The following is an 18028-nucleotide window of genomic DNA, read 5'->3' as shown; positions in this document are numbered from 1 at the left end:
CAACATGGCCTACGCCAAAAAAGCCAAAGCAATCAGCCTCGCCTGGACCGGAGCGTCTGGCGCACCTTATGGCATTAAGCTGCTGGAATGTTTGCTAGCGGCCGATTACCAAGTCTTTTTAATGATATCCAGTGCGGCGCGTGTGGTGCTCGCCACCGAACACGGTTTGCAACTCAGCGCCAATCCTGACAAAGCCAAAGCGCAGTTATTACAACAGTTAGCAAACCCTGATGAACCACCCAAAGGCGAGTTAGTGGTATTAGGCAAGGATGAATGGTTTTCGCCGCCAGCATCGGGTAGCGCTGCACCGAAACAAATGGTAATTTGCCCGTGTTCAACCGGCACATTAGCGGCCGTGGCGACCGGAATGAGTAATCATTTGCTCGAAAGAGCAGCAGACGTAGTATTAAAAGAGCGCGGCCAATTGATATTAGTGCCACGAGAAACTCCGTTTAGTGCCATACACTTAGAGCATATGTTAAGCCTAACGCGTAACGGTGCGACCATCATGCCAGCGGCGCCAGGCTTTTATCATAATCCCAAATCAGTACAAGATCTGGTAAACTTCATGGTTTCCCGAATACTTGACCATTTGGGTATTGACCACGACTTAACGAGTCGCTGGGGATACGGACATACTCAGCTACATGACGACATCGACAATTGAGAGATTTATGAAGCACACAATTGAAATGATGATTTCTGAAGCAGAAATCAATAAAACCCTAGACCAGTTAGCTGAACGTATTAATGCCCATTATGCCAACAGTGAACGCTTATTAATGGTTGGCTTATTAAAAGGTTCAGTCGTGTTTATGGCCGATTTGTGTCGCCGGATCAAAGGCCATGTCGAAATCGATTTTATGGCAGTATCAAGTTACGGCAATACCATGAGCAGCTCTCGCGATGTGAAAGTACTTAAAGATGTGCAGTCAGACATCGCCGGTCGTGATGTATTGATTGTTGAAGACTTAATCGACTCCGGTAACACGTTAAATAAAGTGCGCGAAATGTTGTTATTACGTGAGCCTAAAAGCTTAGCATTATGTACCTTAATCGATAAACCTGAACGTCGCGAAGTTGACGTGCTAGTCGATTTTATTGGCATTACCATCCCTGACGAATTTATTGTGGGATACGGTATCGACTACGCAGAGCAATATCGCAACCTGCCTTATATCGCAAAAGTGGTACCGTTAGATTAATACGGTATTCTTTGCCAGACTCCCGCACAGGCGGGATTTTTTGTTTTCATCGAGTAGAGGATTTCAACATGGCCGATAACGCCAATGCTTTAGTAATTGATAACCTTAAAAAAATCTATAAAGGCGGTGTCGAAGCCGTTAAATCAATCAGTTTGACGGTAAAGCAAGGCGACTTTTTTGCTCTGCTTGGCCCCAATGGTGCAGGTAAATCTACCACCATTGGCATCATCAGTTCGTTAGTACAAAAAACAGCGGGCTCGGTGTCGGTATTTGGTTTTGATATAGATAAGCAACTCGAACATGCCAAGTTATGTATTGGTTTAGTACCGCAAGAATTCAACTTTAATCAGTTCGAAACCGTGCAACAAATAGTCGTTAACCAAGCGGGTTACTATGGGGTGCCAAAAGAGGTTGCCTTAGTGCGTGCTGAAAAGTACCTAAGCCAATTGGATTTATGGCATAAACGCCACGCGCAAGCACGTGAGCTATCCGGTGGAATGAAACGCCGTTTAATGATTGCCCGTGCGTTAATGCATGAACCTAAATTGTTGATTTTAGATGAACCCACTGCGGGGGTAGACATTGAATTACGTCGCTCAATGTGGGACTTTTTAAAGCTAATCAATCAACAAGGCGTGACCATTATTTTAACCACTCACTACCTTGAAGAAGCCGAAATGCTCTGCCGAACCATAGGTATTATCGATAATGGTTTACTGGTTGAGTGTACGACCATGAAGGCATTGCTGAGTAAGCTTGATGTTGAAACTTTTATTTTCGATTTACGAAAGCATCTCGACGTAGCGCCGCAGTTAACCAACATGACTTGCCGTTTAACGGATGACCACACATTAGAAGTCGACGTGGCTAAATCGAACAACATTAATGAGTTATTTACCCAGTTGACCGCAGCCAATATTGAAGTACTGTCGATGCGCAACAAAGCCAACCGCTTAGAAGAATTGTTTGTTGAGCGGGTAGAGAAAGCCAAGGAGTCAAAATAATGAACCACCTGTATTTTGTGGCTTTTAAAAGTATTTTAACCAAAGAAATTAATCGCTTTACCCGTATTTGGATCCAAACGCTAGTACCGCCAGCGATTACCATGACGTTATATTTTTTAATTTTTGGTAACTTAGTCGGTAGCCGCATCGGTGAAATGGGCGGCGTGAGCTATATGGAGTTTATTGCCCCTGGTTTAATCATGATGTCGGTGATCACCAGCTCATACTCTAATGTGGCCTCATCGTTTTACAGCGCCAAGTTTCAACGTAACATTGAAGAAATCATGGTGGCACCCGTACCCCATTATGTGATGATAGCCGGTTACGTTGGTGGCGGTGTCGCCCGCGGTTTGTGCGTTGGCTTAATTGTTACCGTGGTGGCGATGTTGTTTGTTGATATCTCCTTGCATCACGTTAGCTTGGTTATTTTAACCATGTTTTTAACCTCAGTGTTATTCTCACTTGGTGGCTTAATTAATGCGGTGTTTGCCAAAAGCTTTGATGATATCAGTATTATTCCGACATTTATTCTTACGCCACTCACCTATTTAGGTGGGGTATTTTACTCGTTATCGTTATTGCCACCTTTTTGGCAAGGTGTGTCGGGCTTAAACCCTGTGGTGTATATGATCAACGTATTCCGCTACGGCTTTTTAGGGTTTGCTGATCTCAGCGTACCGTTATCCATTGCCATTATGCTGGGCTTTTGCGTCAGCTTATGGACACTGGCTTATTACTTGATATCGCGCGGCATTGGGTTGCGTAGCTAATACGTAACACGCAGAAAATGAATTAGAAAGGACTCGCAAGAGTCCTTTTTTGTGGGTGTAAATTAGAAAATATTTACCTTGTAGGCTTATTCACAGGCGGGCTAATTATCACTTTTAACTGTAATCCATTGGGCTTTGTACACCTGTTTGGTGTAAACCTGCAACATGGGTATAGATTTGGGTTGTTTTTACATCATTATGGCCGAGTAATTCCTGCACGGTTCTTATATCGTGACCACGCCTCAGTAAGTTTGTTGCAAAAGAATGCCTAAAAGTATGAGCGGTAATGCGTTTAGTGATCGTCGTTTTCTGAACTGCTTTTTTTAATGCCTTTCTAAATGTTGTTGGGTCAATATGATGTCTGCATATGTAGCCATTAACAGGATGCGACACGCAGTGAACCGAAGGGAAAAGGTATTGCCAATGTAATTGTTTGGGGCTTGTTCCAAACTTTTTGAGTAAGCTAGGAGGTAATGAAGCCATCCCTAATCCCTGAGACAAATCGTGAGCATGAGTCTCTCGCACGTGGCACATCTGCTGCTGTATGGGATCAATGGTCATTTTAGGTAAAATACAAACTCTATCTTTTTTACCTTTACCTCTAAATACAAAAAGTGTTCGATTTTCAAAATCGATATCCTTAAGTCTAATACTTAAAGCTTCAGTTAATCTTAACCCCGCGCCATATAATAAACAGCCAATCAGTTGGTATTTACCGTGTAAATGGTCGATGACCTGTTTGGCCTCTGCATCATTTAAAACCTGCGGAATTCGAGTTGGTGCTTTTGCATACGGGAACTGCAAATTGTCGGTATCGATGGCTAGTACATGTTTAAACGCAAAAACAAGGGCGCAAAGGGCTTGCTGTTGTGTACTGCTGGAAACACGCCGTTCGTTTGCTAAAAAACATAAAAACTGTTCAATGTGTGTAGGTAAAATATGTTTTGCAGCAGTAAACTTAAAATATTTTATAAAATAACGGTTCCAATAAAGGTATGATTTTTCAGTTTGGTAACTGTAATGCCTCACTCGAATTTGTTGTCGAATTGCTTCTATATATCCTGCTCCCGCCATAAAGTCCCCCTTTATGTTACCTGTACTGTGCATCCATACAGTTATAATGGGTTTTGAATGAATTGCAATAAAACGTGTACAAAAAACAATCTAAAGTGCTAAAGATGAATAAATAGATAAAACCTAATCTATTGATATTAGGTGATTAATTTTTTTAGTATTTAATTCCGACACTTTTAACGCGCAATCGAAGTTTTATATCGGAGGTTAAGAGTCATTAAATTGCTTTACATCAATGAGATAGAAAATGTAGGATGATATAAATCAATAACTTAAACGGTCGGCTTTATCGGTCGAGCCGTTCAATAAGCTGTTAGTTGCACAACTTGTTCCAATAGAATTTGTTTTTAACTTGTGGTGTTTTACCTAAAAGATTTGTACTTGTATCATTTCTTTTACTTGGCAAATATTAAGTTTTATAATTTATTCTGCGTTTTGGCAATAAAGTTTTCACCATTTTACTTTTAGGTGGCATAATTCGTAAAGTGTAAATGGCTCAAAATCGCGTTGGGCGGCTAAGTTGTGGCCTGTGTTTTTGGTTTCTTTCGCAGAGCCCTCAAATATGGTAACTTATTGTAAGTTTGGTGTTTTTAATAAAGAGCAACTAACAAATAAGGATAGGCCGCGCGAAGCCGCGTCCTTATCCCAAGTGTTGAACAAGCCCGAACACCGAGAGTGACTCTTTATTATGTAAATAACAGCTCGAGAAAACGCGCTGTTTGATGTGATGGTTATCGTGCTAGTTTTTTGTAGTCAGCAAGTACCCTTAGCCCCTCTGCTAATTATTTAACTCTATTAATTTCAGTGCGTTAAATTAATCCTCCACGGTATTCAGTTAAACCATTATTCTTATTATTTTCAACATTAGGTTGAGGTCATTAAGTTTGTCGGTCGTGCCACTACGCCCATAAAGCGCATTGGTTGCTGGCAACAGGGGCAACTGCGGGTTGCTAATCTGCGCTTTATCTCAGGAATGATTGGAAACGTTGCCCCTGCAACTGCCAGCATAAGCTGTATTTGTAGCCTGAGCTTTTTGGCGTTACCTCTGAGTAATCCATAGTCACGCACTCGCCTTAATCCCTTCGGTAATACGTGTTGCAGTATTAACCAGAGAAATTCTATGGCGGGTAAGGTGCGTACTTTTGTCGACTTTGTTTGGCTGTCTTCATACTCGAAACTCACGTTGTCATCGACATGACTTTTGATATTTTTGTCAGCCAGTACGCCGCGATAAAGATATCGTGATAAATACTGCAGTGCAGGCAAGCCTTTGCCCACATGTTGGCAGTCTACTACCCACTTTTTGGGCAGTGAGGTTGGCAGTGTGAGATTAAGCTTTGCCAAATACTCCAGCAAGCGTGCACGCCAGACATTGGCGATATTAAAGGCGTTGAACAGGTATTTGCCTTTGTTCTTTTTCCAGTGCTGTTGAGTTTTGTTAAAACTGCCCGCAGGAATAATAAAGTGAATATGCGGATGTAAATCCCGTCGCCGGCTGTGAGTATGCAGCACGCCGGTGAAACCAATATCACCGGCAAGCTTTGGTGAGTTAAGGGCAAAGTCTTTGAGCACACTGGCAGCGACGGCAAACATGGCTGGATAGAGCGCTTCTGGGTGATATTTAGCCACAACACGCAGCTCAAATGGCAATGTAAAAGTCACCATGAAATAGTCGACGGGCAGTAACTTGGCTTGTTGCTTAGTGAGCCAATCTGCCGTGGTGTTGTACTGACATTGCGGGCAGCTGCGATGACCACATGACAGCGGAAAGTCAGCGGTATGCGTGCAACCCTGGCAAGCCCAGTGGCTGGCTCTTTGGGAATGAGAGCGGCAACTGAGCATGGCATTAATCGCTTGGCGCATTGACGGGGTAATTTGGCCATCATAAGCCTGATTAAAGGCATCAAGATGGTCACGTAAAATATCGATGAATGTCATGAGTCACACTCCCACTTAAGCACCAAATTATCAGTGAGCTGGTTAACTGACAGGACAGTGTTCTTGCGGGTGATGGTGGTGAGGCGGGTATAGCGTGCGGTAGTGTTAAGGCTGTTGTGGCCGAGTAAGTGCTGTACTGAGCGTAAATCTAACCCTTGTTCGAGCAGATGAGTCGCATAGCTGTGACGTAAATTATGTGGGCTGATGGATTTGTGGATGTTGCAGTCGTTAATCACTCGCTTTAGTGCTTTTTGAATACCGCCTTTATCTATCATTGAACCTGGCTTGCCATCTTTACCGGGAAGTACATGCCGGGGATGGCGATGGGTTTGCCAGTAATATCGCAGTGCAAGTAATGTGCGTTGAGGTAAAGGGACCAGCCTGTCTTTACCGCCCTTGGCGTCACGAATATGCACCTGCATCAACGCGGAATCGATATCGCCAACCTGCAATGAAATTGCTTCGCCGAGGCGCAACCCCATACTGTAAAGGGTTAAAAAGCACACTTGATATCGCAGCTTATGGGTGAGGCTAATGACGATGGATACTTCGGCAGGGGTCAATATATCGGGTAAACGTTTAACCTGCGGAGGCTTCACAATACTCAGCCACTCCCAGTGCTGGTTAAGAACATATCGATAGAAAAACTGTAATCCATTACGGTCGAGTTTTACGGTGCTCCAGGAGTGAGAGGCAATTAAATCAGCGAAGTAGCGTTTTAAATCATCGGTTGAAAGGTTATCAGGGCAACAGTCAAAATAAGCACTAATACGCCTGACAGCGCGGCTATAAGCGTCGATGGTAGCAGGCCGCTTGCCTTGCAGCGTTAAATTGGTAAGATGTTGTTCATAAAGACAATCAAAGCGTTGTTGTTCGTGAGCGTTCATAGTAATACTCCTAGATAGCTGCCAAGGTAGGCAGGGTCTAGTAAGTATTTATGATGGGGCTAAAGATGTGTTTTTATCTTTTCTGCCGCAGAGCGGCTTCGTTCAACAAGCTATTCAAGCAGGACAAATAACAGTTGGCTATTTACTCCTTCGTCGCTTATTTTAGCCAACTATCATTTGCCTCTTAATAGGGCGTTATGAGTCTTTATGGGTAATGTAACTATCGAATTAATCGGCGAGCTTAAAGAACTGGTAGTTTTCCTAGACAAAGAAAACGAAAGTCACTGGTGTGCATGGTTTAAGAGGTGCCTTTCAATGATAGAAAATAGTGATTATCAGGGCATAGAGAGAGTCCTTGGTGCTTATGGCGGTATGGGCTCTTTCAACGATTTAGTGCTTACTAAAAAACTAGAAGATGGCAGCTATTCTATGCTCCCAAAGGCTAATGACTACTTGGATAAACTTCGTAATAGTATTTCTGAAAAAACTAATTACATTAAACATAATCATGAAATCAACTCATAACAAACGCAGTCAATCTGACAGTCTAAAACTGTCACCTTTTGTGCAAAAGAACGCACAAAAACCGCCAATTTTAGCCTGCTGTTGCTGCGGGCGTTATATTTTATCGAGGTTGCTACATGTCTCAGAAAGAAATTCATGATTTGATTATTTATCAAGACAAATACTTTGAAATATTAACTGAGTTTTTTGTCAATGTGACAGGTTCGTTGCCACGAGATTTTTCATCAATCGAAGACTTCTCTGATTCGGTTAAAAGAATGGCAGGGGTTGTTGTAAAAAGCACCCAAAAAACAGAAAAATTTATAGCCTCGTATTCTATTTTGGAAGAAAAACTTCTTAAGTTATATAAAGATGAAGGCGGAATAGCTTTTCGTTCTGCGAAAAAAATAGATGCTTGTAAAATAAATTTAGGCGGTGGTAGTCGCTTTCTTCAAACTCATTTAAATGCAACCCGACGTTCATTATTATATTCTGATACTGTTCTAATTCCTGACCCGATAATGCCATGGCTTGAAAAAAGGCGAGATGAAGAAAAGTTTAACTTAGTCAGAATACTAGAAATGGCTTTTTTCATATTACATCTATCGGATTTGATTGGTTCTGAATTTGATATTCCTCCATTCTTTGTTTTTCCAAGCTTTGAGAAATCACTTGAAGAGCATGATCCTCAGACACAGGAAAATACAATTCAATTGATTACAGATGTATTTTCGCATTATGTAGATTCTGGAATAAAGCATCCTAAAAATATAATGGAATTTGCCACCAAATACCCTGAGAAATATTTACAACAAATTGAAAAAAATAATTTATTTGTTTCGCCAGGAAGTGAACCTGGCGAAACAATAAAATATGAGATTGAGAACTACAAAGCTGAAATGAGACAATGGCGCTCTGAGGAATGGTGTAATAACCTTTTTAAAAATGGAGATATTAGTATTATTACCAATGCTATTTTTGAACGTGTATCACCAAATTTTCATCTTTTAGAGAATGCAGACGAACTTAGAAGTCACCCATTTTTATGTATTAGTGCTCAAGCTCATTATTACCAATTAATTGCCAAAATGAAGAATGCAAAAGCATCCGAAAAAGCTTCATTTGATCCGTCTACAACTGCAATTTTACAATCACTAAACTCTCAGAGGCTAGATTACTTAGCAAATATAAATGATGCTCAGCTAATAGAAATAAGAAAAACTAACGAAAACGTAGAGTTCAGGAGAGAGTTAAGAGATTTAGTTAATAGCCTTCCAGAAACAAAACTAGAAGATCTGGGTTATGTTGCATCTGAAGTTTGCTCTCATGTTGAAAGAGCAGTGTCAAAACATGAAAGGCAAGTGTCTGCATTTAAAGATAAATATGCAGCAAAGCATAAGTATACTGCTTTAATTGCTGGGGGTACTCTAGGAGTGACAATACTTCCTGTTTTAGCTCCATTTTTAGGTGCTTTATTACCAATTGGAGCCGCTGCCGCAGGGAAATATGTTTCTGATAAATTGGATGAAAAGGCAGAAGGGAAAGGCTTTTCTCATTCTATGATGGGTGTGATATCTCTTGCAAAAGGTAAATAAAAAATATAACAAGGCGTTGAAAACGGAACTAAAACAGTTGGTTAGGTTTCGCTTCGCTACACATTATAACCAACAATTTTAGTCCGCTTAACGCGGCGTTATGTTTCCTTGTAAAGTTCGGAGTTAGATTCACTTGGCGTGTACTGAAACTTATTCAACCTTGTTAATATTTTCTGAGGATATTACTCCTGATGAAATCAATAAGTCATTAGGCTTCTTTGCTCATGATATTTGGGTAAAAGATCCCGAACATAAATATAAACACCGCAGAGAGCGTAATATTTGGAAATGGACGACTCAGGATTTATGTAAAACCACTGATAACATCGAACATCTAAATATTATTCTCAAAAAATTAGAGGGTAAGGAAAGTGTTCTTGAGAACCTGAGGAATAAAGGTTGTGAAACTAAGATTACAAATTTCTGGGATTCTACGGGGCAAGGTGGTCCATCTTTAACAGTAGAGTTAATGCGTAGACTTTCAGTATTAGGTTTGGATATATTGTGGGATATGTACTTCGATGATGAATCGGAAACATAACAAGAGACTATGGCGTCAATAGTTAATTTTATGCTTTTGGCGCTTCCCATAAAACACCATCTCTTAGCATCGAATTTAAGATCACAACCATCTTCCTGATGCAGGCAATAATAGCCACTTTCTTTGGTTTTCCTGCAGCCACTAATCGCTGATAAGTCCCTTTAAAAACGGGGTTAGACTGTATCGCTGACATCATGGCCATGTATAAAACGGTTCTAACTTGATGTCGTCCTCCTTGGATTTTTCGGTGGCCTTTGAAGCGTCCACTTTCTTTATTCATTGGTGCTACACCGACTAACGAACTGGCTTCTTTGTTATTGATATAGCCTAATTCCGGTAGATTGCTGATGATTGACGCTGCGGCAATTTTACCTATCCCTTTCATGCTTTGCAGGATGAGGTTTTTAGCTTGATAGTCAGGGTTTGACTCGATGAGATTGACGATTTTAGTTTCAATTTTTGCAATCTGATTTTTAAACACCGTCAGGATAGGTTTGATGGTCATCGCAAGTTCTTTCGGAAGAATTTGAAGTCTATTCTTCTCCATAGTTTGCATGACCAGTAGTTGATTTCGTCTTCCGACCAAATCGCTCATAGCCTGCATGATATCGGGTTTTAGCGTTGATAGACGAGGTTTGATGGCCTCACTGTAATGAGCGATAAGTTGTGCATCTAGCTTATCGGTTTTAGCTCGTTGGCCAATTGCACCAGCAAAGCGTTTTATGTGTACAGGATTAGCGATAACGAAGGGTAAATTGGCATTAGCACAAGCGATGATAAAGGGCATTTCAAGCCTCCCAGTCGCTTCTATAACAATACGTTCAGGGTTGTGTTTTTTTATGAGTCTCACGGCTTCTTTGATGCCTTTATCATCGTTAGACACGGTAAAATAGATATCGAGTGGTCGAATATTAAGAATAACATGGCCACCCATGATTATTGGCTAAATAACAAACAATAAACTACGCTTTATTTACCCTTTCAAAATGGTAATTGAAGATGGCCAGACCAAGACAAACAATAGGAATAACATGGCCACCCACGATCATTGGCTAAATAACAAACAATAACCTACGCTTTATTTACCCTTTCAAAATGGTAATTAAAGATGGCCAGACCAAGACAAACAATTGTTAGCTTAGATGACACGCCTTATTATCACTGTTGCTAAAGAATAACATGGCCACCCAAAATTATTGGCTAAATTATGCACAATAACCTACGCTTTATTTACCCTTTCAAAATGGTAATTAAAGATGGCCAGACCAAGACAAACAATTGTTAGCTTAGATGACACGCCTTATTATCACTGTTGCTCACGGGTAGTGCGTAAAGCCTTTTTGTGTGGGATTGATAATTCAACAGGTGAGGACTTTGAGCATCGGCGTACATGGGTTGATTCTCGTATACTGGAACTTGCCACCATCTTTGCCATTGATATCTGTGCCTATGCAGTGATGAGTAATCATTTGCATGTGGTGATTAAAGTCGATGGCGACAAAGCTAAAATTTGGTCAGATAAAGACGTGCTTATGCAGTGGCACAAAGGCTTTAAGGGGACGTTACTGACGCAGAAGTTTGTTAAGGGTGAAGACCTAAACGAATTTGAACTTAACACAGTGAATGATTGCATAACCCAGTACAGACAACGCTTGGTCGATATCAGTTGGTTTATGCGCTCCTTGAGTGAGCCGATTGCTCGAATGGCCAATAAAGAAGATAAGTGCACAGGCAGATTCTGGGAAGGGCGGTTTAAATCCCAAGCGCTGCTCGATGAAGCCGCAGTCTTAGCTTGTATGGCTTATGTCGACTTGAATCCTATCCGCGCCAAAATGGCCACCACAGCAGAAACTTCAGACTACACCAGCATTCAACGCCGAATACACTCAGCGATAAAAGGCGAGCAACCAAAAGAGTTACTGCCTTTTGTCGGTAATGAACGTCAGGATATGCCAAATGGCCTGATGTTCAGTGTTAAAGACTATATTGTGCTGGTGGAAGATACAGGGCGAATTATTCGAGAGGATAAGCGTGGTGCAATTAGTGCCAGTAGCCAACATATTCTTAACAGACTCAATATTCCAGCAGAAAACTGGCTGAAAATTACCACTGAGTTTGGGTCATTATTTAAAGGCGCAGTAGGGGCGTTACCGGCATTAACAGAATATTGTGAACATCTAGAACGCAAACGTCGACAAGGCGCATCAAACTGCCTGCGCTGGCTGTGTGCTTAAGGCTTAATCTCTAAATCTAGAACTAACACTAAAACAATACTTTCATTTCCAGCTTGATATCAATCAAGCCACTAGTGCTGCTTTGAATCTGCCGTATTGCTTACTGTTTTTTTATCTAACGCTCAGTTTGTTGATAATTCCCGTTTAATTTATACATTTGAATAGTGCTGAAGGCTATCGCAATCAAAGCTAAAAGCAGTTATGTTAATTCATAATAAAATGGGTGGCTATGTTTTGGTTATGTTAATTCATAATAAAATGGGTGGCTATGTTTTGATGTTGCTATGTTTTGATGTTGCTATGTTTTGATGTTGCTATGTTTTGATGTTTTATAAAATGGGCGGCATGTTTTGTTCTAAGTCTCTAGTGCCTCGTTCAACGTTTGTGTCAGACTCGATTGAGGCATCGAATCTGTGCTTAGATTTCTTTTACGGTTTCATCTTTCAACGATTCAGCTGTTTTAGCCGTTAACGTTATCAATAAGCCGGTTAGTAGGCTCATGCTATAGCCTAGCGCTGCGCCTATAACTAGAGGTGGAATAATTGCTGCGATATCAGCATTTAACGCGAATGTAATACAACAACCAATAAACGTGCCGGGAATAAAAGCGAAGTTTTTATTACTGGCTTGTAAGCACATCATTGCAGTGACAATACCCGTTAATGCATAGCTTATTATTGGCGAACCCAGTACACCACTCCCCGCAATAATTAACCATCCCCAGAATACACCTGAAAGATTGGTCATCATCGCCATCATCATCCCTTTAGCGCCAGATTCAGTTTGAGCAAAAAAAGTACTGCAACCGAGAAAGCCAACCCATGTCACTAGATGAAACACATCAGCAAGACCAGCCCAAATAGCCGCTAATAAACCCGCAGAAATTGCAATTTGCCAACGATGCGCCATTGTTGCTTCTCAATATATAAATTTAGAACTGTGAGTTCTAAATTTAGCACAATAAACGAAAATTATGCAGTGTAGCCTTGTAAAACGCGATCAAGTTCGCAAATAATCGCAACTGCTAATGAAACCAAACGTTATGGAACTCGATAAGTGAGTGGCTTATTTGGCTATTGATTCATCTACTTCGTATGTCGGTTAGCGGTTAAATCGTCGTGCGCTTGCAAGTAAAAGGATGCCAACACATACCCCCTGTGTCAGGATTGTTGTCACCCCTTAAAATCATCCAATAATTAAATAGAGGGGGCGGTCAATGAGAGCTCAATGGCACGATATTCATCTGAACGTAAAGAAGCAGTTTTAAAGAAGTTATTGCCTCCCCACAATATGACCGTCATGGAAGTGGCACGTAGTGAAGGGATCGCCTACCAAACCCTGTATCATTGGCGCGATAAAGCTAAAAAAGAGGGTCGCCCAGTGCCAGGTAAAAAATTGACCAGTAATGATTGGTCGGCCGAAGCTAAGTTTGCCGTTCTCATTGAAACAGCGCCAATGTCTGAAGCTGAAGTAAGCCAATATTGCCGAGAAAATGGTTTGTTTCGAGAACAAGTTCAGCAGTGGAAACAAGATTGTTTAGGGGGCTTTACGACAAGTGAAGTTCAAGCCAAAACGATTAAGCAGCAAGCCAAATCAGACAAAGCAGAAATCAAATCCCTGCAACGAGAGCTACGCTACAAAGAGAAGGCGTTAGCAGAAACAGCGGCTTTACTGGTGCTTAGAAAAAAGCTCAATGCGCTTTGGGAGGACGACAACGAGGAGAGTTAACGCCTTTGCCTAAGCGCATAACATTGGTGAATTTAATACAAGAAGCGTATGCCCACGGTGCACGTCTTTACAAGGCTTGCGCTGAAGCAGAGCTAAGTAAGCGGACGTATCGGCGCTGGTATCGAGCAGGAAAAGTACAAGCTGATTTAAGGCCCTCGGCGGTAAGACAGGAGCCAGCCAACAAGCTTAGTGATGACGAGGAAAAGCTGATACTGGCAACCTCGAATGAGGCAAGGTTTGCGAGTCTACCTCCCTCACAAATCGTGCCGACGCTGCTTGATGAAGGGGTCTATATCGCTTCAGAGTCGAGTTTTTACCGAGTGTTAAAAGCCAATGCTCAATTAAATCGACGTGGACGAAGCCAAAGCATAACAAAAAGAAGTAAACCAGATGCTTATGTTGCAGATGGGCCGAACAAAGTGTGGTCTTGGGATATCACTTATTTAGCTTCGGTCATCAAAGGACGCTTTTATTATCTATATATGTTTGAGGATATTTATAGCCGTAAGGTTGTGGGTTATGAAGTCCATGAACGTGAATGTGGTGAGCTAGCGGCCGAGTTAATGCAACGCAATATGCTGCGTGAGCAATGCTTTAAGAAGCCACTGGTATTGCACTCAGATAATGGTGCTCCGATGAAGTCGTTAACAATGAAAGCCAAGCTTGAAGAGTTGGGCGTTACCGCGTCATTAAGCCGCCCGAGTGTCAGTAACGATAACCCTTACTCCGAGTCGCTGTTTAGAACATTAAAGTATCGGCCAGAATGGCCCAGCTCTGGCTTTAAAAGCATCACCGAAGCACGAGAATGGGTCGAAGTATTTGTGACTTGGTACAATACTAAGCATAAACACAGCAAGCTCAACTTTGTGTCACCGAGTGAGCGTCATGCGATGCAAGACAGGACTATTTTATCTAAGCGTAAGATAGTGCTAGAGGAAGCGAGGTCAAGAAATCCTAAACGCTGGCCAAACGGTATAAGGAATTGTGACGCTGTAGGTGAAGTCACACTGAACCCAGATAAGAAGTCTGAAACAGAAACAAGAAATGCAGCTTAAAATTTAAGTAAAGAGTGCCAACTACCTTGAAAAACACCGCATATAGAGGCACTCTTGTTGCGAATTCTTTTAAAATAAATAATGTTGCCTGACGCTTTCTAATCCTTTCGAATATCAGTGGCACCTCGACTCAATGGATTTAGGATATGGAGCGACCCAGAAGGCCAAATTTGAGACATTTATCGGCTATCCCACACATAATTAGAGCATCATCTAGAGACAAATAATGTAGACAGCCACTATTAACACGTCGCAATAGTCACTTTCGTCAACTTAAAACGTTATCGTCAGAAGAATGGGTGGCATTTTTAAGAAGTCGTGGCATTCTTAGGCGTCCATTCGTTAGACGAATATCGTCAGAAGAATGGGTGGCATTTTTAAGAAGTCGCGTCAACTTAAAACGTTATCGTCAGAAGAATGGGTGGCATTTTTAAGAAGTCGTGGCATTCTTAGGCGTCCATTCGTTAGATGAATGGGTGGCATTCAAGGGAGCCCACATAAGATATTGTGGCGTCAATTGCTAAAGCAGCCCTAAAAAATGCTCTAAAAAAGCATAAAAGGAAATAACAAACATGTCACACCAAGACCAGATCCTTAGCGCCAAAATGGCGGCTCCGTTCTGCATATTATTAATAGTAATATTACTGTTACAGGTGGTTGGTGTGTATGTCAGCAATAATTTTTTAGCGTCGGGAGGCTTTAAAGGTTATTGGGTTTTAAGCCGATTAGTCTTTCCTTTTGTTCTGGTTTTTTTGCTGGCGATACCGTTAAAACAACTGTATTTCTCTAAACCTACAATTAATCGTGAAAACCTGCTGCTTATGGCTGTCTTTTTTGGTCTTCTGCTTTGTTTATTTATTTATCTACAATTTTTTGCCGCAGATTATTTCTCTCACTATCGCCATGGACGTTCTTTAGAGGATCTCAGAGAAGCGGGTAAGTTTCAGCGTTTTCTCATTTTTACCGCATCGACCATCATAGGCTGGGAAGTCCTCCACCGAGGATTTTTATTGGGCGGTGGCCAATATTGTTTAACCAAGCATTACAAACTTAATCCAATGGCGGCAGCGATTATAATGACCATTATCGTGTGCATCTTCGAAGTATTATTCCACATAAAAAAACCTATCTACGAAGCCATCGGCATGATCATCGCCTCGCCTTTATTATCCTATTTAACCATTAAGACTCGCAGTTTATGGCCTGCGTTAACGTTTCATTTATTGATTGAGTTAGCATTTGGCTTTTCCGCGTTCTATTACTCGGTCAATTAATCACTGATTAATCACTCCATAAATAAAATAGCCGTAATAAACATGTCATATATGGACGCTGTCGATGAGTCAGGGCAATCGTCTACTCTTCGAAGGCTGTTGGCCTTAGTTTTCTATTCAATTGCTTCACTTTTATCATTGCTTTTGATGCGACTCATGTCCCCCTAAAAAATGGCTGATGGTGATTATTTGCTTGATTGTGGTGGCAGAAAGCAGTGTTTGCCATTATCGGGGGTTAGTATACTCACTGGCGCGGGGATGATGAGCCTTTTGCAACAAGGTGGCCGTTTTTACTCATATTCACATTGAGACCCACACTCGCCATGGATAGATCCGCAGTAGTGTCATTGTTACTGATGATGCTAGGAATTATTTAAACGTGACTTTTCCACCCACCATTTTAAAGGCTGGCGCGCCGCGGACTAAAGTCTCTCGGGCAAATACCTGGCCGCATTCAGGGCAAGTGCAGGGGACTTTGGTGTTGTTTTCGACAATACGCTCCTTGAAGCATTTGATTAAGGCGCCTTTACCTCCCTTGCGATACTTAAACAGCTGGGTTTTACACTTAGCGCAGAAGATGTCGACGGTTCGGGAAGGTCCTTTCTTATTCGGTTTTGCCATATTGTAGTTTACTTTAAGCTGTGTAAGTTCTTATGCCCATCGTAATAAAAACAGCGGGATTAGGCTAAAGTTAGCTATCATTTTTTAATGACAAGATCTGCTATTGGTTTGAACTGTGATCGACTGGATCGGATCTCGGTGTTAAATAAACGGTACCAATCCCCTCAGTTAATAAAGTGCGCGGGAGTTATAATTCCGAACCAGAAGGCCACTACACTGGTTACGGTTAAGGCTGGATTCAAGAAATAAGGGCAATATAGGCATATAGATACATATTGAGCCGAGGGGAAATAGCCGATGAGGTTTACATTGCGCGCTAACCATAATATACATTCGCGCCCTATAGCCGCTGAAGCTCGCGCGGTTTATATTGAACGTTCGACATGTAAATCTCAAATTATAGAGAGGTTTTACCTTTGAGTTTTTATGAAAACAATATTCTTCCACACATTATCAATTGCGCTTGTTCTTCAAGTGTCATAATGGAACTTAGGCAAAAAGTCGTTCCTTTAGCTTATGGCAATGTGTTAGAGGTTGGTATGGGGTCTGCTGTTAACATGACTTTATATAATCCTATGAAAGTAAACATGATATGGGGGCTTGAACCTTCTCTTGGAATGCGTAAAAAAGCGCTAAAAAATCTAGCTAAATCCCCTATTCAGGTTGAGTGGCTAAGTCTCCCCGGTGAACAAATTCCGCTTGATGATCATTGTGTTGACTCAGTCGTGTTAACGTACACGCTTTGCACTATTGCTGATTGGCGTGCCGCAATGAAGCAAATACACAGAGTATTAAAGCCCGATGGTAAAATTCTTTTCTGTGAGCATGGTCAAGCTCCTGATGACTCAATTAAAAAATGGCAAAATCGTTTAAATCGTTTATGGGGTAACGCCTTTGGTGGCTGTAATTTAAATAGGCCTATGATTGAAAATATACAAAGCAGCGGGTTCACTATCGATTGGTTTGAAAGTAATTATATAAAGGGAATGCCGAAGTTTGCATCTTATATTAGCTGTGGCGTAGCGACTAAAGTTACGAGTGAACCATTTTTCTATTTTGGCACTGTCGGTTAAGCGATCGATGGTAATGGACTGTGCCATGGGGTCGATTGCTTTGCGGGTCTTTTGATGCATCCCCATAACAGGCGAAAAACTAATAAGATTAAGATGCTGTAACCCGCGTAGCTGTGAATGGTCATCCACTCATCTTCGCCCTCGGTTAAATAGGCTAGAGTAAAAAAACCAACGTGTGACCAATGGAATATGCGGATCAACACATCCCAGACGTTAATGGTGTGCAAGTTATTTAATGGCATGATGTGACGCGCCTAATTGTGGTTTAGGAGTAGGTTACTTAACCCAAACTTAAACCTCGCTTAAATTTTCAATGGGTCACTTGGTTTGAGCTGCGGTGAAATGAGTTGTTCTAGTGGTGTGGCCGATTGGCCATTGGGAGAGGATTAGCAAAATGGGTTGCTTGGTTATGGGGAGGGCGTTGTGACAACCGCATCTGCAGGGCAATTTTATAAAGCTGATCTCGATCAATACATGATCTAGCACTTGCGCTTAGTCTAAGGCCATTAACGACTATAGGAGCGT

The 18028-nt window shown here is 41.5% G+C and carries 16 protein-coding genes and 3 pseudogenes; 11 read left to right on the top strand and 8 right to left on the bottom strand.

Annotated features, from left to right (window positions below; genetic code table 11):
* Window positions 1-4 precede the first annotated feature (4 nt).
* The 4 genes from EGC80_RS01130 (at window position 5) to EGC80_RS01115 (ending at window position 2979) form a co-directional block, all read left to right on the top strand.
* Window positions 5-667 carry a flavin prenyltransferase UbiX gene (locus tag EGC80_RS01130; protein ID WP_101032839.1) on the top strand — a complete coding sequence of 221 codons (663 nt, stop codon included), beginning with the start codon at window positions 5-7 and terminating at the stop codon, window positions 665-667.
* A gap of 7 nt (window positions 668-674) precedes the next feature.
* Window positions 675-1205: a hypoxanthine phosphoribosyltransferase gene (gene hpt, locus EGC80_RS01125; protein ID WP_101032838.1), complete on the top strand. Its 531-nt coding sequence runs from the start codon at window positions 675-677 to the stop codon at window positions 1203-1205.
* A 68-nt stretch (window positions 1206-1273) separates the two neighbouring features.
* Window positions 1274-2209, top strand: coding sequence for an ABC transporter ATP-binding protein (locus EGC80_RS01120; RefSeq protein ID WP_124014276.1), 936 nt, complete (start codon window positions 1274-1276; stop codon window positions 2207-2209).
* Entirely contained in the window at window positions 2209-2979 is a 771-nt protein-coding gene (locus tag EGC80_RS01115; RefSeq protein WP_124014277.1) for an ABC transporter permease, read from the top strand. The genes EGC80_RS01120 and EGC80_RS01115 overlap by 1 nt, the downstream gene beginning before the upstream one ends.
* A gap of 114 nt (window positions 2980-3093) precedes the next feature.
* Here the strand turns inward: EGC80_RS01115 and EGC80_RS01110 are convergent, their stop codons facing one another.
* From EGC80_RS01110 to EGC80_RS01100, 3 genes are all read right to left on the bottom strand, one after another.
* The gene (locus EGC80_RS01110; protein ID WP_124014278.1) at window positions 3094-4053 is read right to left on the bottom strand and encodes an integron integrase; all 960 of its coding nucleotides are present in this window, start codon (window positions 4051-4053) and stop codon (window positions 3094-3096) included.
* 864 nt (window positions 4054-4917) lie between these two features.
* Entirely contained in the window at window positions 4918-5991 is a 1074-nt protein-coding gene (locus tag EGC80_RS01105; protein ID WP_124014279.1) for an IS91 family transposase, read from the bottom strand.
* Window positions 5988-6878, bottom strand: a complete 891-nt coding sequence (locus EGC80_RS01100) for a tyrosine-type recombinase/integrase (protein ID WP_124693446.1) — start codon at window positions 6876-6878, stop codon at window positions 5988-5990. The genes EGC80_RS01105 and EGC80_RS01100 overlap by 4 nt, the downstream gene beginning before the upstream one ends.
* A gap of 207 nt (window positions 6879-7085) precedes the next feature.
* Here EGC80_RS01100 and EGC80_RS01095 point away from each other — a divergent pair, with 207 nt between their 5' ends.
* The 3 genes from EGC80_RS01095 (at window position 7086) to EGC80_RS01085 (ending at window position 9518) form a co-directional block, all read left to right on the top strand.
* On the top strand, window positions 7086-7403 hold the full coding sequence (locus tag EGC80_RS01095) for a DUF6966 domain-containing protein (RefSeq protein ID WP_124014348.1): 318 nt from the start codon (window positions 7086-7088) through the stop codon (window positions 7401-7403).
* 116 nt (window positions 7404-7519) lie between these two features.
* The gene (locus tag EGC80_RS01090) at window positions 7520-8977 is read left to right on the top strand and encodes a hypothetical protein (protein WP_124693445.1); all 1458 of its coding nucleotides are present in this window, start codon (window positions 7520-7522) and stop codon (window positions 8975-8977) included.
* A gap of 133 nt (window positions 8978-9110) precedes the next feature.
* Window positions 9111-9518, top strand: coding sequence for a DUF4279 domain-containing protein (locus EGC80_RS01085; protein ID WP_124014350.1), 408 nt, complete (start codon window positions 9111-9113; stop codon window positions 9516-9518).
* 28 nt (window positions 9519-9546) lie between these two features.
* On the opposite strand, the pseudogene EGC80_RS01080 reads toward EGC80_RS01085, so the two are convergent.
* Window positions 9547-10428, bottom strand: a pseudogene (locus EGC80_RS01080) (IS110 family RNA-guided transposase); the annotation flags it as partial.
* Window positions 10429-10774: 346 nt separating this feature from the next.
* Here EGC80_RS01080 and EGC80_RS01075 point away from each other — a divergent pair.
* Window positions 10775-11752 (top strand): transposase, encoded by a 978-nt coding sequence (locus EGC80_RS01075; RefSeq protein ID WP_164839404.1) that lies wholly within the window; start codon window positions 10775-10777, stop codon window positions 11750-11752.
* Between the two features lie 417 nt (window positions 11753-12169).
* Here EGC80_RS01075 and EGC80_RS01070 read toward each other — a convergent pair whose 3' ends face one another.
* A complete protein-coding gene (locus tag EGC80_RS01070; RefSeq protein ID WP_124014346.1) occupies window positions 12170-12661 on the bottom strand; it encodes a DUF1097 domain-containing protein in 492 nt (163 codons plus the stop codon).
* A gap of 318 nt (window positions 12662-12979) precedes the next feature.
* Here EGC80_RS01070 and EGC80_RS01065 point away from each other — a divergent pair.
* A protein-coding gene (locus EGC80_RS01065) for an IS3 family transposase (protein WP_124011615.1) occupies window positions 12980-14535 on the top strand; the annotation gives its coding sequence in 2 pieces (ribosomal slippage) (window positions 12980-13433 and window positions 13433-14535; 1557 coding nt in all).
* 572 nt (window positions 14536-15107) lie between these two features.
* The gene (locus EGC80_RS01060; protein WP_124013490.1) at window positions 15108-15809 is read left to right on the top strand and encodes a CPBP family glutamic-type intramembrane protease; all 702 of its coding nucleotides are present in this window, start codon (window positions 15108-15110) and stop codon (window positions 15807-15809) included.
* Window positions 15810-16178: 369 nt separating this feature from the next.
* Here the strand turns inward: EGC80_RS01060 and EGC80_RS22600 are convergent, their stop codons facing one another.
* Window positions 16179-16430 carry a hypothetical protein gene (locus EGC80_RS22600; RefSeq protein WP_124013491.1) on the bottom strand — a complete coding sequence of 84 codons (252 nt, stop codon included), beginning with the start codon at window positions 16428-16430 and terminating at the stop codon, window positions 16179-16181.
* Window positions 16431-16912: 482 nt separating this feature from the next.
* Between EGC80_RS22600 and EGC80_RS01050 the strand changes: the two genes are divergently transcribed.
* Window positions 16913-17503, top strand: a complete 591-nt coding sequence (locus EGC80_RS01050; RefSeq protein WP_124013492.1) for a class I SAM-dependent methyltransferase — start codon at window positions 16913-16915, stop codon at window positions 17501-17503.
* On the opposite strand, the pseudogene EGC80_RS01045 reads toward EGC80_RS01050, so the two are convergent.
* Window positions 17462-17569, bottom strand: a pseudogene (locus EGC80_RS01045) (DUF1924 domain-containing protein); the annotation flags it as partial. The gene EGC80_RS01050 and the pseudogene EGC80_RS01045 sit on opposite strands and share 42 nt — an antisense overlap.
* Window positions 17563-17745: pseudogene (locus EGC80_RS01040) on the bottom strand (cytochrome b/b6 domain-containing protein); the annotation flags it as partial. The pseudogenes EGC80_RS01040 and EGC80_RS01045, both read right to left, overlap by 7 nt.
* Between the last annotated feature and the right edge of the window lie 283 nt (window positions 17746-18028).

Origin of the sequence: Shewanella psychromarinicola (genome assembly GCF_003855155.1) — a bacterium.
Taxonomy (GTDB): Bacteria; Pseudomonadota; Gammaproteobacteria; order Enterobacterales; family Shewanellaceae; genus Shewanella; species Shewanella psychromarinicola.
The sequence above is the reverse complement of the archived record's forward strand: the minus strand, read 5'-3'. Positions and strand labels throughout refer to the sequence as shown.

Bases quoted from the DNA above. Each gene is read 5' to 3' on its own strand.
- EGC80_RS01130 (WP_101032839.1), top strand. From the start codon at position 5: ATGGCCTACGCCAAAAAAGCCAAAGCAATCAGCCTCGCCTGGACCGGA.
- hpt (WP_101032838.1), top strand. From the start codon at position 675: ATGAAGCACACAATTGAAATGATGATTTCTGAAGCAGAAATCAATAAA.
- EGC80_RS01120 (WP_124014276.1), top strand. From the start codon at position 1,274: ATGGCCGATAACGCCAATGCTTTAGTAATTGATAACCTTAAAAAAATC.
- EGC80_RS01115 (WP_124014277.1), top strand. From the start codon at position 2,209: ATGAACCACCTGTATTTTGTGGCTTTTAAAAGTATTTTAACCAAAGAA.
- EGC80_RS01110 (WP_124014278.1), bottom strand. From the start codon at position 4,053: ATGGCGGGAGCAGGATATATAGAAGCAATTCGACAACAAATTCGAGTG.
- EGC80_RS01105 (WP_124014279.1), bottom strand. From the start codon at position 5,991: ATGACATTCATCGATATTTTACGTGACCATCTTGATGCCTTTAATCAG.
- EGC80_RS01100 (WP_124693446.1), bottom strand. From the start codon at position 6,878: ATGAACGCTCACGAACAACAACGCTTTGATTGTCTTTATGAACAACAT.
- EGC80_RS01095 (WP_124014348.1), top strand. From the start codon at position 7,086: ATGGGTAATGTAACTATCGAATTAATCGGCGAGCTTAAAGAACTGGTA.
- EGC80_RS01090 (WP_124693445.1), top strand. From the start codon at position 7,520: ATGTCTCAGAAAGAAATTCATGATTTGATTATTTATCAAGACAAATAC.
- EGC80_RS01075 (WP_164839404.1), top strand. From the start codon at position 10,775: ATGGCCAGACCAAGACAAACAATTGTTAGCTTAGATGACACGCCTTAT.
- EGC80_RS01070 (WP_124014346.1), bottom strand. From the start codon at position 12,661: ATGGCGCATCGTTGGCAAATTGCAATTTCTGCGGGTTTATTAGCGGCT.
- EGC80_RS01060 (WP_124013490.1), top strand. From the start codon at position 15,108: ATGTCACACCAAGACCAGATCCTTAGCGCCAAAATGGCGGCTCCGTTC.
- EGC80_RS22600 (WP_124013491.1), bottom strand. From the start codon at position 16,430: ATGGCAAAACCGAATAAGAAAGGACCTTCCCGAACCGTCGACATCTTC.
- EGC80_RS01050 (WP_124013492.1), top strand. From the start codon at position 16,913: ATGGAACTTAGGCAAAAAGTCGTTCCTTTAGCTTATGGCAATGTGTTA.